The 13,709-nt window shown below is 62.5% G+C and carries 9 protein-coding genes and 1 tRNA gene; 6 read left to right on the forward strand and 4 right to left on the reverse strand.

Annotated elements, in window-relative coordinates; translation table 11 throughout:
* On the forward strand, positions 1–750 hold a 750-nt coding region (locus tag GF399_04430), incomplete at its 5' end, for an ADP-ribosylglycohydrolase family protein (GenBank protein ID MBD3399560.1).
* A gap of 8 nt (positions 751–758) precedes the next feature.
* Here the strand turns inward: GF399_04430 and GF399_04435 are convergent.
* On the reverse strand, positions 759–1,430 hold the full coding sequence (locus tag GF399_04435) for a hypothetical protein (protein ID MBD3399561.1): 672 nt from the start codon (positions 1,428–1,430) through the stop codon (positions 759–761).
* A 291-nt stretch (positions 1,431–1,721) separates the two neighbouring features.
* On the opposite strand from GF399_04435, the gene GF399_04440 reads away from it, so the two are divergent.
* Positions 1,722–3,926 (forward strand): T9SS type A sorting domain-containing protein, encoded by a 2,205-nt coding sequence (locus GF399_04440; protein ID MBD3399562.1) that lies wholly within the window; start codon positions 1,722–1,724, stop codon positions 3,924–3,926.
* A gap of 477 nt (positions 3,927–4,403) precedes the next feature.
* On the opposite strand, the gene GF399_04445 is transcribed toward GF399_04440, so the two are convergent.
* Complete coding sequence (locus tag GF399_04445; GenBank protein ID MBD3399563.1) at positions 4,404–4,766, reverse strand: hypothetical protein; 363 nt, start codon at positions 4,764–4,766, stop codon at positions 4,404–4,406.
* Positions 4,767–5,323: 557 nt separating this feature from the next.
* A tRNA-Val gene (locus tag GF399_04450) sits at positions 5,324–5,400 on the reverse strand.
* 228 nt (positions 5,401–5,628) lie between these two features.
* Between GF399_04450 and GF399_04455 the strand changes: the two genes are divergently transcribed.
* The 4 genes from GF399_04455 to GF399_04470 all read left to right on the forward strand — a co-directional run bounded on the left by GF399_04455 (position 5,629) and on the right by GF399_04470 (position 8,959).
* Positions 5,629–6,477, forward strand: coding sequence for a hypothetical protein (locus GF399_04455; GenBank protein ID MBD3399564.1), 849 nt, complete (start codon positions 5,629–5,631; stop codon positions 6,475–6,477).
* A 16-nt stretch (positions 6,478–6,493) separates the two neighbouring features.
* The gene (locus GF399_04460) at positions 6,494–6,928 is read left to right on the forward strand and encodes a DUF488 family protein (protein ID MBD3399565.1); all 435 of its coding nucleotides are present in this window, start codon (positions 6,494–6,496) and stop codon (positions 6,926–6,928) included.
* A gap of 94 nt (positions 6,929–7,022) precedes the next feature.
* Positions 7,023–8,534 carry a Do family serine endopeptidase gene (locus GF399_04465; GenBank protein MBD3399566.1) on the forward strand — a complete coding sequence of 504 codons (1,512 nt, stop codon included), beginning with the start codon at positions 7,023–7,025 and terminating at the stop codon, positions 8,532–8,534.
* Positions 8,535–8,566: 32 nt separating this feature from the next.
* Positions 8,567–8,959, forward strand: a complete 393-nt coding sequence (locus tag GF399_04470) for a hypothetical protein (protein MBD3399567.1) — start codon at positions 8,567–8,569, stop codon at positions 8,957–8,959.
* A 374-nt stretch (positions 8,960–9,333) separates the two neighbouring features.
* On the opposite strand, the gene GF399_04475 is transcribed toward GF399_04470, so the two are convergent.
* Positions 9,334–12,042, reverse strand: coding sequence for a pyruvate, phosphate dikinase (locus GF399_04475; GenBank protein MBD3399568.1), 2,709 nt, complete (start codon positions 12,040–12,042; stop codon positions 9,334–9,336).
* Positions 12,043–13,709 lie beyond the last annotated feature (1,667 nt).

Raw genomic sequence — 13,709 nt, forward strand, 5'->3', positions numbered from 1 at the left:
GACATCATCGGCTCAGCCTACGAATTCAACCCAACCAAGGACTACGCCTTCGAGCTGTTTCCGCCGGAGGCCGACTTCACCGACGACACCGTCCTCACCGTCGCCGCGGCCGAGTTGATCCTCGACGGCGGGGATTTCATCGAGCTGCTGAAAAGCTACACCCGCCGCTACCCCGGCCGGGGCTACGGCGGGTTCTTCCACGACTGGGCCCACAGTGACGACCGCCAACCCTACAACAGCTTTGGCAACGGCTCGGCGATGCGGGTCAGCCCGGCGGCTTGGGCCGGGGCGACCCTCGACGAGGTGCTCGGGCTGGCCGAGGAAACCGCCGCCGTCACCCACAGCCACCCCGAGGGCGTCAAGGGCGCCCAGGCGGTGGCCGCCGCCGTCTTCCTGGCCCGGCGCGGTCGCTCGAAAGCCGACATCCGGAGCTACCTGGAGGACACCTTCGGGTATGACCTCCAGCGCCCCTACGAGAGCATCCAGCCCGACTACGCCTTCGACGTCACCTGCCAGGGCAGCGTGCCCGAGGCCTTGATCGCCTTCCTGGACTCCACGGATTTCGCGGACGCCGTCAGAAAGGCCGTCGCCCTGGGCGGCGACAGCGACACCCAGGCCTGCATCGCCGGCGCCGTGGCCGAGGCCTGCTACGGTGTGCCCGACGAGATCGGGCGGAGCGCCCTCGCCTACCTCGACGATCACCTCGGCGGCGTGACGCAACGCTTCATCCAGGCCTACGTCGCGCGCTGAGCCGGGCCTCAGAGCTTCCAGAGATCGAAGTCCTTCACCTTGCTTTTGCGCCGCTCAACCTTGTAACGGGCCTTGGCCAGCTTGCGCCGATAACCGGCGATGATCTTGTCGATATCCAGATGGGCGTACTTCTCGCTGCCTTTCTTCGCCTCCCAGCAGGCGATCATGTGCTCGATATTGTCGACCGGTTTCTGATCGTGCTTGATGTAAGCCTGCTGGCGGGGGACGAAGCTGTTGGTCTTATAGACGACGTCGAACTCGGTGCTCTCCCCGGTGGCCAGCTTGCGGATGACGAACCTCTCCCCGGTGTTGCGGATGACGTAGCTGGCGCCCATGTCGACCAGCACCGCTTCGACCGCCGACTCGTCGTGATCGTCTACCAGACGGTAAACGAAGGCCAGACGCAGTTTTTCGTCTACCATGTGGAGCCACTCCACGTGGTATCGTTCAACGTGCCCGCGCAGCTTTGGTAGCTGGTTTTCGACGATCGCCTTGCGATCCGCCGGAGTGCGGGCGTCGAACAGCACCACCAGCAGCTTCTTCGTGCCGATCAGTTTCTTATGCACGCTGAGTTCATGATGGATGGCCCCGGCCGGTCCGACGCTGGATGTACCGCGGGGGTTACCCTGGGCGTCGTAACCGAACTTCAGCCGCGACCCGTCGTGAATAACAATCGCCATCTTGCGCCTCCCTGCGTGGTGGATTGCCGATGAGCTATCGTCGATTGTTTTAATTCTACCACCCGTGTGTGACAACCCAGGTCAATCCGGGAAGCGCAGCAGGGCGCCCCGGGGCGCTCAAGCCGTCTGGCAACACCGCTGACGGGGACCAGCTTATCAACGGCAACCCATTGTTACTCCCAATGTGATGGCCGCCCTTGCCGGAGGGCGCAATGTGTGCTATTTTATTTCATCACTCAATATGAAAAACTGGATCGAGGTTTAAAGGTTTAAGTGGAGAAAAGAGGAGGAATGATGAAACGGCTGTTTTACCTAGCATTTCTCGTTGTTCTACTATCGATGGCGACCGCCAAAGAGTGGTATCAACATTGGGTAGACGAAAACAGTAGTATCATATTCGCTTCCCTGGCGTTTGATTCTAGCGATAACGCTCACATCTCGTATTACGATGGTTCCGATTACGAAGGTTCCAATGGCGACCTTAAGTATGCCGTCTGGAACGGCACGAGTTGGCAGATCGAAACAGTGGATGCCGACTATTCTGTTGGCAGATATTCCTCCCTTGCGCTGGATTCATCCGGCAATCCGCACATCTCGTATTACGACGCTTCCAATGGCGACCTTAAGTATGCCGTCTGGAACGGCACGAGTTGGCAGATCGAGACGTTAGATTCGAACGGTTATGTCGGAAAGTATACCTCCCTTGCGCTGGATTCATCCGGCAATCCGCATATCTCGTATTACGACTATACCAATGATGACCTTAAGTATGCCGTTTGGAACGGCACTAGTTGGCAGATCGAAACAGTGGATGCCGACTCTTCTGTCGGCAGATATTCCTCTCTTAAGGTGGATCCATCCGGCAATCCGCACATCTCGTATTACGACAATTACGATGACGACCTTAAGTATGCCGTTTGGAACGGCACGAGTTGGCAGATCGAAACAGTGGATGCGGACGGTGATGTCGGAACATATGCCTCTATTGCGCTAAATTCATTCGGTATTCCAAGCATCTCTTATATTAACCTCATCACTAATAGTAGTATACTTATATTCACCACATGGAACGGCTTATACTGGGAACATGAGATCGTTGATAGCGGAAAGTATGTAGGCAAACACAACTCCCTGGCCCTTGACTCCGACAATAATCCGCATATCTCCTATCATGATACTGGAAAAAACAATCTCATGTACGCTTTTCTGGACTTCTACTGTAACCACTACTGGAGTGTAGAGACAGTGGACGCGGACGGTGATGTCGGCGGGTATACTTCCCTGGCGATGGATTCCAGCGATTTTCCGCACATCTCGTATCATGACAGGGGAAACAACAACCTCAAGTACGCCGCCTGGAACGGCACGAACTGGGAAATCGAGACAGTGGACTCTACGGGTGAAGTTGGCAGCTATACATCTCTGGCGCTAGATACAAGTGATCATCCACATATCTCATATTATGACTATGGAAGCGATAACCTCAAGTATGCCGCCTGGAACGGCGCGAGCTGGGAGATCCAGACGGTGGATTCGGATGGTGATGTCGGCTCGTTCACCTCCCTGGCGCTGGATTCCGGCGATAACCCACACATCTCATACAACGACTACACCAATAACGACCTCAAGTACAGTTGGCATAATGAAGCACCTTCCGCCTTCTCGCTGCTCTCTCCCAGCGACGGCGCCACCGTGGACGATTATCCCCTGTGCGACTGGGAGGACGCCCTGGACTATCACGCGGTAAGCTACGATCTCTGGTACTCGACCGAATACGACTTCGATCCCCGTGAGGAGCTCACCGGCCTGACCGACTCGGAGCACCAGTTCAGCGAAACCGAGCTGGACCCGGGAACGATCTATTTTTGGAAGGTTCGGGCCTGGGATGGCTACGAAGAGACCTGGTCGACGGAGACCTGGACCTTCTACGTGCCGGATAATGTCGGCCTCGACGGCGTCGAGCTGGCGGCTTCTCCCGCCGCCAACGGCGTTCTGCTGGGCTGGACGATCAGCGGCGACACGCCCTCATCCATCCGCGTGCTGCGCGGTGAGGAGAATCCCGTCGCCGTCAGCGGCTCGTTGCCCGGTGAGACCAGCCGCTGGCTGGATCGGGGCGTCGAGCCCGGCGAGAGCTACGTCTATTGGCTCGAAACAACGGATAGCGCAGGCTGTGTAAAAAGATTCGGACCGACGGCGGCCGTCGTCGTGCCGGAGCAGGCGCAGCGCTTGACCCTCGATGAACCGTACCCCAACCCGGCGGCTAACAGCGTCAGCGTCGCCTTCACCCTGCCCGAGGCCCAGCACGTCAGCTTGAGTGTGTACGACCTGGTCGGACGCCGGGTGACGACCCTGAGCGAGGGTGAGCTGCCCGCCGGGCGGCACGAGGTCGCCTGGGATTGCGCCGGTGAGGCGTCGGGCATCTATCTGCTGCGCCTGGAGACGCAAGGCGCGGCGCTCAGCCGCCGGGTGGTCGTCGGGCGGATCGTCGATCGGTAACGAGTTCTCGAAATAGCGACACCCGGGCGGGATTCAACCCGCCCCGACGGTATGCATAGCCTGTTACCAATCCTCCCCGCCGTAAATCGCCAGCCCTGTTGGGCGGGGACTGGCGTCCCTGCCGTAAATCGCCAAGGCCGAAGCGTGCCCCTTTGACATTCGCGGCGGGGGGCGGAGCCCCCGCCCTACGTAAAACAGGCATCCGGCAAACCCGGGCGGGATCAACATCCCGCCCCTACGGTAAGCATAGCCTGTTGCCAATCGTCCCCGCCGTAAATCGCCAACGCCGAACCGTGCCCCTTTGACATTCGCGGCGGGGGGCGGAGCCCCCGCCCTACGTGAAACAGGCATCCGGCAAACGCGGGCGAGATTAACATCCCGCCCCTATCGGTATGCCGGCCGGGGGCGTCCTACAGGGATGTTTAGCAACGGCGGGGTCGCCCCCGCCGTTTGTTTAACTGCCTGTTCTACACGAAGCTAGATCTTCTTGAGCTTCGTCATCACTTCCTTGGCTTCGATGAGGTTGATGCGGCCCTCCTCATCGCCCAGCCACTCCCGGGCCTTGTCCTGCATCCCGTCGGGGACGATCAGATAGACGGGAATGTCGTGGGCCAGGCAGGCGAACAGGATATCCAGGCGGGGCTGGTTGGTGACCTCGGGCGGGATGACCTTGTGCAGATGACCGACGACGGCGTTGACGCCATCCTTGGGTGTCAGGTGGTTGATGTATTTCCCGTGGTTGTCCCAGCCGTTGCCCAGGGGCAAAGTGCCGAGGCCCTCGAGGTTCAGGCGGGTCAGCAGATCGGGATCGATGCCTTGCAGATAGCCGATGGTCTTCATTACTCCTCCTTCGCTAGTTATGGTGGTCGTTTGTCCTGTTATTAGGATAGGATAATAAATGCACTTTGACAAGGGGAACCGCAGGCTGACTGGGCGAAATGCTACGAAGCAGATGAGCGTCTCGCCGTGCCGGTTCGAGCGCTAGACCGCTCAACGGTGCACTTCGCCGGGGTGCCCCGGCGGTCGCGAGAATGGGGTGGCTCGTTTTCTACGGAAGAACGGGACCCCACGGCCCCGCTGCCACCAACAGTCTCATAATCCGGCAGCTCAGGTTGCGGAGCCTCGTTCGTGTTGCTCGTTCGCGTTGAATGAGCCCAAAGAAAAACGGGGCTCGACGAGCCCCGGCAAGGTATCCGTACCGCTGGTATTTGTTATGGTTGGTCTGTCCTGCCCGCTTGGTGCTTGCGGTCGGCCTGCTGGAGGGGTAGGCCCGTAAGGCGGGCGGTGCTGAGGGGATTTGTTTAACTGGCCCGCTTGGTGCTTGCGGTCGGCCTGCTGGGGGGATGGGCCAGTAAGGCGGGCGGTGCTGAGGGGACTAATTTAACTGGCCCACTTGGTGGTGGGCGATACTGGATTCGAACCAGTGACCTCCTGCACGTCAAGCAGGCGCTCTAACCAACTGAGCTAATCGCCCGGTTTCTCGCGGAGGGACAGAATAGCAAAGGGGGCGGCGGGATGTCAAGGTTGGCGGGCGGGTGGGGAACCGCCCGCAGCCGGGCGTCGTAGCTGATATGAAGCGGCTCTCCGCTGAGCTTCGGCTTGACTGGCACAGGTTACGGTGCTAGCATCGCCGTGCCGCCCTCGGAACAAGGGACGGCCCCGATTGCGTATACTCTAACCCCGACGGTTTCCAAAGGAAGCGATGAGAAGACTGCTGATCCTGTTGCTGCCCGTCATGGTGACGGCCGCCCCCAACCTGGGGCTTGAGCCTCGACCCACCGCCGACGCCTATATCCTGCTGGTCGACGACGAGGTCGACGGCGTCGACATCCCCCAGTATCAGACCAGCTACTACGAAGCGGCCCTGGATGGTTTGGGGTTGGACTACAACATCTGGGATCACGCCGAGAACGGCGAGCCGGAGCTGGACGATCTGAACCCCTACGATATCGTCATCTGGGTGACGGGCAACTCCTGCCCCTATCCGGCCTCGAACCCGGAGTACGGCCATTCGGCGCTGAGCCTGAACGAGGAGGCGCTGCTGCGGACCTGGCTGGAGACGCCGCAGGCCCGGGGGCTGATGCTCTCCGGCATCTGGATCGCCTACAACGGCGTGGCCGACGAGGTCAACGACGAGCAGTTGCCCAGCGTGTTCTTCGATTACACCATGGGCCTGGACTATCCGGGCGCGAACTTCACCGACTGGATCGAGGTCGACAGCGAGTGGAGCCTGAGCGGCGCCGGCGGCGAGTTGGGGCTGGGCGATCTGGGGATCGAGTGGGTCAGCGTCGAGACCTACCCGGACATGCTCGACAGCAGCCTGGGCAACGTCGAGGCCTACTGGACCGATCCCGACGGCGAGGACCATCACGCCGCAGTGATCAGTTACGAGGGCTCGAGCTTCCGCACCGTTTTCTTCGCCTGCCCGCTGGAATCCATCGACGGCACGACGAACCGCCGCGACGTGATCGACAAGGTCGTCAGTTGGTTCACCGCGGGCGAGGTCGGCCTGGTGCCGACGAGTTGGGGGCAAATCAAGGCCCTGGAGTAGGTAGCGAGGTTCAGCCATGCCGCCGCTCTACACCATCGGTTACCAGGGCCGCAGCCTGGAGGAGTTCCTCGCCGTGCTGCGACGCGAGGGGATCGGTTGCGTCGTCGACGTGCGGCGCAACGCCCTCTCGCGCAAGCCCGGTTTTTCCAAGACGGCGCTGCGCAAGGCGCTGGCCGGAGCGGGCATCGACTACCTCCACCTGCGGCGGTTGGGCATCGAGAGCGCCCAGCGCAAGGGGCTCAAGACGGACGAGGATTACGCCCGGCTGTTTGACGAATACCGGCGGGAGGTTCTCGACTCGGCCGACGCCGAGCTGACAACGATCGAGGAGCGGGCCTACCGGGAAGCGACGGCGCTGCTGTGTTACGAAGCCGAACCGGCCCGCTGCCACCGTCGTCTGATCGCCGAGCGGGTTTCCGCAGTGCCGGGACTGAGCTTCGGCAACCTCTGAGAACGAGGTTTCGTTTTATTGAACGGGGCCGGTCGCGGCAACAGCAGGCAACCGACCGCGTTACGCTATAGTTTTGTGGAAGGGTGAGACGATAATGAACACCGACGACAACAGCCTCAAGCGCTTCAAGATCCTGACCTTCACCCTGGCCGGCGTGGCCGTCGCCCTGGCCGTACTGCTGGCGCTGATGTACTTCAACCCACCGACGGCGCAGCCGTCGAGCGGTCCAACAGAGCCCCAGCCGCTGAACATGGCCCCCGAGGAGCTGGCCAAGTTGGCCGAGACCAACAAGGCCTTCGTGGCCGTAGCCGAGGCCGTCGGTCCCGCCGTGGTGCAGATCCGCACCGTCAGCCGGGTGCGGGCGACACGGGGCTTCGATTTCGGCCCCTTCGGCGACGACTTCTTCGAGGACTTCTTCGGGCCGGGCTTCGAACAGGAGTACCAAACCGAGGCCGGCGGCTCAGGCGTGATCGTCAGCGCCGATGGCTACGTGCTGACCAACAACCACGTAGTCGAGAACGCCGAGAGCATCGAGGTCCAGTTGACCAACGGCCGCAACTACGACGCCACGGTCATCGGCACCGATCCGGCCACGGACCTCGCCGTGATCAAGGTCGATCCCGGCGAGGACGAACTGCCCGTGGCCCGCCTGGGCGATTCCGACGCCAACCAGGTCGGCGACTGGGTGGTGGCCCTGGGCAGCCCCTTCGGCCTGGACAACACCGTCACGGCGGGCATCATCAGCGCCAAGGGACGCAGCCAGCTCAACATCCTGGACTACGAGGACTTCATCCAGACCGACGCGGCGATCAACCCGGGCAACTCCGGCGGCCCCCTGGTCAACCTCAAGGGCGAGGTCATCGGGATAAACACGGCGATCTTCTCCACCTCGGGCGGCTATATGGGCGTCGGCCTGGCGATCCCGATCAACCTGGCCCAGATGGTGCTGGATCAACTCATCGACACCGGCGAAGTGACCAGGGGCTGGCTGGGAGTCTACATCCAGGACGTCACACCGGAACTGGCCGAGGCCCTGGGCCTCGACGACGACGCCCGTGGCGCTCTGGTCGGCGAGGTGATGCCCGACACCCCGGCCGCCGAGGGCGGCCTGGAGTCGGGTGATCTGATCACCCGGGTCGACGAGTTGACGATCGAGGACGCCACCCAACTGCGCAACCATATCGCCACGGTACCGCCGGGCGAGGACGTCGAGCTCGCGGTCTTGCGCGACGGCGAGCAAACGACCCTGACCGTCGAGATCGGCGAGCGACCCGCCGAGGAAAGCGTCCTCTCACCCGGCTTCAAACCCGACGGCGGCGGCACCAAGAGTCGGGCCCTGGGGCTCGAGGTCGGCAGCCTGACCCCCCAGTTGGCCGCCGAGCTGGGTTATGAAGGCGCCGACGGCGTCGTCGTCTCCGGGGTCGAGAGCGGCTCGACGGCCTACCGCGCCGGTCTGCGACAGGGGGCGATCATCGTCGAGGTCAACCGCAAAACCGTTAACAGCCCCGCCGAGTTCGCCGAGATGGTCGGGCGGGCCGACAGCCCCGTGCTGCTCTACGTTTGGAACCAGGGCATCCGCACCTACCTGGCCCTGGAGAAGGAATAGCCCCGGCTCTCTCATGCCCAAGGACGACAGCGATGAGCCAACGGCTGATCCAGCCCGGTTTCTTCCTCGTCAACGGTGTGCTGGCGCTGATCCTGGGCGTGGGCACCCTGCTGGCCGAGACGACGTCAACGCCGACCTGGTGCGGTGAGGTCAAGGACCTCCTCGATGGACACTGCACCGCATGCCACAACGCCGAGACCCCTCTGGGCGGCGTCGACCTGAGCTGTTACCGCGCCGTCTGCAAGAGCGAGTACTCCCTCGTCGAGGCCGGCGAGCCCGAAGCCGGCCCTCTGGTCGAGGTGCTCACCCAACCCGGCGCCGAAAGCGGCGGTCCCGACCACACCGCCCTGCTCGACGAGTCCGACTACGCCACCCTGCGGGCCTGGATCGAGGCCGGCTGTCCGTTGCGTAAACGCGGCGACTGAAGGCTCGTCAAGCAACTCAGACTGCCCAACGGGACGGCCGCCGGCCGTCCCGTTCTTCCACACACAAGGCCGTTCTCGCCACCGACGTATTCACCCGCCCGGGTCGCGACCTTTGAAAAACAGCCGCGGCGTCACCGCGTCCCGGTGCCGTCCCGGGTTACGACCGCCGGAACTGGCACAGTTTTTGCATCTCGACTAACGTTAAAGCTGAGGTTAACGTTGCGTCTCCGCAAAAACTGTGCCAGTTCCGGCTCGTCGGGTTGTTGAAGTCGCGGGTCCGGCGGGCTGTTTTTCAAAGGTCACGGTTTTGACAACAGACCGGGCTCAGCGGCCCGGTCTGTTGGTTGACGGTGTGGTTTGTCGGGTTGTTTGACTCAGGCGGAGTCGTCGGCCGTGGCGGCCTGGGCGGCGGCCAGACGGGCGATGGGCACCCGGTAGGGGCTGCAGGAGACGTAATCGAGGCCGGTGCGGTGGCAGAAGCCGACGGAGCGCGGCTCGCCGCCGTGCTCGCCGCAGATGCCGACCTTGAGGCCCCGGCGGCTTTCCCGGCCCCGCTCGACGGCCCAGGCGACGAGCTGACCGACGCCCTCCTGGTCGAGGACCTGGAAGGGATCGTGGGCCAGGATGCCTTTGTCGACGTAGTCGGGGAGGAACTTGCCGGCGTCGTCCCGGGAGAGGCCGAAGGTGGTCTGGGTCAGGTCGTTGGTGCCGAAGGAGAAGAACTCGGCCTCTTCGGCGACCTTGCCGGCGGTCAGGGCGGCCCGGGGGAGTTCGATCATCGTGCCGACGAGGTAGTCGACCTCGACGCCCTGTTCGGCGAAGACGGCGGCGGCGACCTCGCGGACGACGGCGGCCTGGTCGGCCAGCTCCTCGCGGCTGCTGATCAGGGGGATCATCACCTCGGGTTTGGCGTCGACACCCTTCTTCTTGCACTCGCAGGCGGCCTCGAAGATGGCCCGGGCTTGCATCCGGGTGATTTCAGGGTAGGCGATGCCCAGGCGGCAGCCGCGATGGCCGAGCATGGGGTTGGATTCGGCCAGTTGGGCGACGCGCTGGGTGATCTTCTCGACGGGGACGCCGAGGGCCTCGGCCAGTTGGCGCTGCTCGTCGAGTTCGTGGGGCAGGAACTCGTGCAGTGGCGGGTCGAGGGTGCGGATGGTCACGGGAAGTCCGTCCATGGCCTCGAAGATACCGCTGAAATCCTCGCGCTGGAAGGGGAGGAGTTTATCGAGGGCGGCTTGACGACCGGCCTCGTCCTCGGCCAGGATCATCTCGCGCATGGCCAGGATGCGCTCGTCGCCGAAGAACATGTGCTCGGTGCGGCAGAGCCCGATACCCGCGGCGCCGAATTTACGGGCCACGGCGGCGTCCTTGGGGTTGTCGGCGTTGGTGCGCACGCCGAGGCGGCGCAGTTCGTCGGCCCAGTCCATGAAGGTGCCGAAGTCGCCGGTCAGTTGGGGCTCCTCGGTGGGGATGCGCTCCGGGAAGACCTCGCCCGTCGAGCCGTCGAGGGAGATCCAGTCACCCTCGTTGACGGTGTTGTCGTCGACGGTGAAACGCTTGGCCTGGTAATCGATACGCAGCTCGCCGCAGCCGGCGACGCAGCACTTGCCCATCCCGCGGGCCACCACGGCGGCGTGGGAGGTCATCCCGCCGCGTGCGGTCAGCACGCCGACGGCGGAGTTCATCCCGTCGATGTCCTCGGGGCTGGTCTCGATACGCACCAGGATGACCTGCCTGCCCTCGGCCTTGGCGGCCACGGCGTCTTCGGCGTTGAAGACCACCTGACCGGTGGCGGCGCCGGGAGAGGCGGGCAGACCCTTGGCCAGGGGTTCGACCTTGGCCTTCTCGGCGGTGACGAAAACGGGATGCAGCAGATCGTCGAGGCGGTCGGGCTCCAGGCGGTTGACGGCGGTGGTCTTGTCGATCAGGCCCTCGGTCTGCATGTCGACGGCGATCTTGACGGCGGCGGCTGCGGTGCGCTTGCCGGTGCGGGTTTGCAGCAGCCAGAGCTTGCCCTGCTGGATGGTGAACTCGAGGTCCTGCATGTCGCGGTAGTGGTCTTCGAGTTTGAGGCGGATGGTGTCGAGTTCCTTGAAGACTTCGGGCATCAGCTCCTCGAGGGCGGGGAACTGCTTGCGCCGGGTTTCTTCGTCGACGTCGGCCGAGGCGGCCCAGTCCTGGCTGCCGGCCTTGGTCAACTGCTGGGGGGTGCGGATGCCGGCGACGACGTCCTCGCCCTGGGCGTTGAGCAGGAATTCGCCGTAGAAGTATTCGTGGGCGCCGGTGGCCGGATCCCGGGTGAAGGCCACCCCGGTGGCCGAGTCCTCGCCCATGTTGCCGAAGACCATCGTCTGGACGTTAACGGCGGTGCCCCAGTGGTGGGGGATCTCGTTGATCTTGCGGTAACTGATGGCGCGGGGGTTGTTCCAGGAGCCGAAGACGGCGCCGACGGCCTCCCAGAGCTGCTGCTCGGGGTCCTGGGGGAAGGGCTCGCCGAGTTCACGCTGGTAGAGCTCCTTGTTGCGCTCGGTCAGCCGGCGCAGGTCGGCGGCGTCGAGTTCGGTGTCCAGCTCGACGCCCTTTTCCCGCTTGATCTCCTCCATGGCCTCCTCGAACAGGCCGCGGTCTACGCCCTTGACGACGTTGGAGAACATCTCGATGAAGCGGCGGTAGGAGTCCCAGCCCAGACGCTCGTTGCTGGTCACATTGATCAGTCCCTGGACGGTCTGGTCGGTCAGACCGAGGTTGAGGACGGTGTCCATCATCCCGGGCATCGAGACGCGGGCGCCGGAGCGGACGCTGAACAGCAAGGGATCATCGGTGCTGCCGAACCGCTTGCCCATGATCTTCTCGGTCTGGGCCAGGGCGGCGCGAACCTGCTCTTCGAGCTCGGGGGGGTAGGTTTCGTCGTGGTCGTAGTAATAGGTGCAGACGTCGGTGGAAATGGTGAAACCCGGCGGGACGGGGATGCCGATGGAGTTCATCTCGGCCAGGTTGGCGCCCTTGCCGCCGAGGAGGTTCTTCAGCTCTTTGGAGCCTTCAGCCTTGCCGTCGCCGAAGGTGTAGACGTATTTGGTCATTGACTGCGCTCCTTAGCGAAATGAGGTTATCTCGGAATGTCCGCTGGGGGACGATGGTCGATCAGGGCCGGCGTTACGGTGCTGGATTATCAATCTCGGCGCGGGTATACGCCAGCTCAGGCATCTTAACACAGGGCCCCGGCAAGGGCAACTTACTGAGAAACTCACAAAACCGTATAGCTCTATTTATCATGGTCTTAGAGCTGTCGTCCCTCGGGGAGCCTTCAACAGTATTCCAGTAAGCAAAGCGGAGTTCTCAACGAGGCGGGTTAGACCCGGGGAGGCGGATGAGGGTTGTTTACCGGTGCAGTCGGAATAACCAAGTAAACGCCCCTTCCCGGCGTGGGGTTTTGCGCAGGGCTTGACCCTCGTTTCTGGACCGTTGCGTTGAGTGTAACTACCGCTGAAATAAAAAAGCGTCAAGACGGCTGCCGGCAGACCGATGCGCGGCGGTTTCTCTGGCAGCCAGACCCGCCTGGCCGAATAGTAGTGTTAACTGCATGAAGAAGAGTGGGAAGAAGAGCGGGTTGGGCTCAGTTATCCGCCGAGGGGGTCAGTCGCGGCGGATAACGGTTCAAGCAGCCTCGGACGGCCGGCAGCGGCAGCGCTTCGGTTATTATCACGCAAGCTCCGGTAAAGCAGCACTTAATGCGCTGAATGATCAGGTCGACCCCAGCGGCCTCGCCAAGCCTGGTGAAAGAAGTGCCTCGTCCCGTTGCTGCTGAGTAATCCCTGACTCATCTAGGCTCCTAACTGTGGCTGATGCATGACTGCACTTTGTGGGTGATCGTCCTGGAAAGACGGAGGAAATGGAAGCATATACGAGCTGGGAAGGGCTGTCGGAATGCGGGGTTACCGGGGGATAGCGGTCAAGGCGGCGACTTTGGTGGAGTTGGGATACAACAAAGGGCCCCGGTGGTCGTGGAGTTATTCCAGGTAACGGGCGATTGTCGCTGAAGGATTTTGCCAGGGATCAGCACAGAAGATGAACATCAGCTATTGCAGTGGGGTTCTTTAGCGGTGTGAACGGGTCTGTCATCCCGCCACCGATCGAAGGGGGCAATGTGGCGGGGAAGAGCGGGACGGGGGAGCGGCACGCCAACCGTCCCAGTTGCAACTACCGCCACCACTACCGCTGCGCCGACGAGCGGCATCAGTGCGAGCCTCGCGGCAAGCTGTTCAAGCAGCGTCCCCGGGAACGTCGCAACGCGCCGCCGCTCGACAAGCCGCGCTGGACCCGACCAGCTACACCGATACGCCGACGGCCGGCGGGTCTATAACAAGCTGTCACTCAACGGCTTCCACCACAAGCGCATCGACAACCAACAGGAGTTCGCCGATGGACGGACACATAGCAACGGCCTCGAGAACTTCCGGGGCGACGCCAAACGCCGCTAACAGTTGACCATGGCGGCTTCAAGCGTGACTACAGACTCTTGCTCACTGAAAGGTCGTTCAGCTTCAGCCATCGAGACGGCGAAAACGTGCTAAACTACCTCGGGAGCCAGCTTCGCGCTTGTTCATAATCAGGTGATAATCCCTGTTGAAATCTCCATACCAAAAGACCCCTCGGGGGGTATCCCAGGGATCCAACTCACGCCGGCAACGCCGGTTGAACCAGGAAAACCAACAAAAGGCCCCGGTGGTCGTGGAGGTATTCCAGGTAA

Source organism: Candidatus Coatesbacteria bacterium (genome assembly GCA_014728225.1).
Lineage (GTDB): Bacteria > RBG-13-66-14 > RBG-13-66-14 > RBG-13-66-14 > RBG-13-66-14 > WJLX01.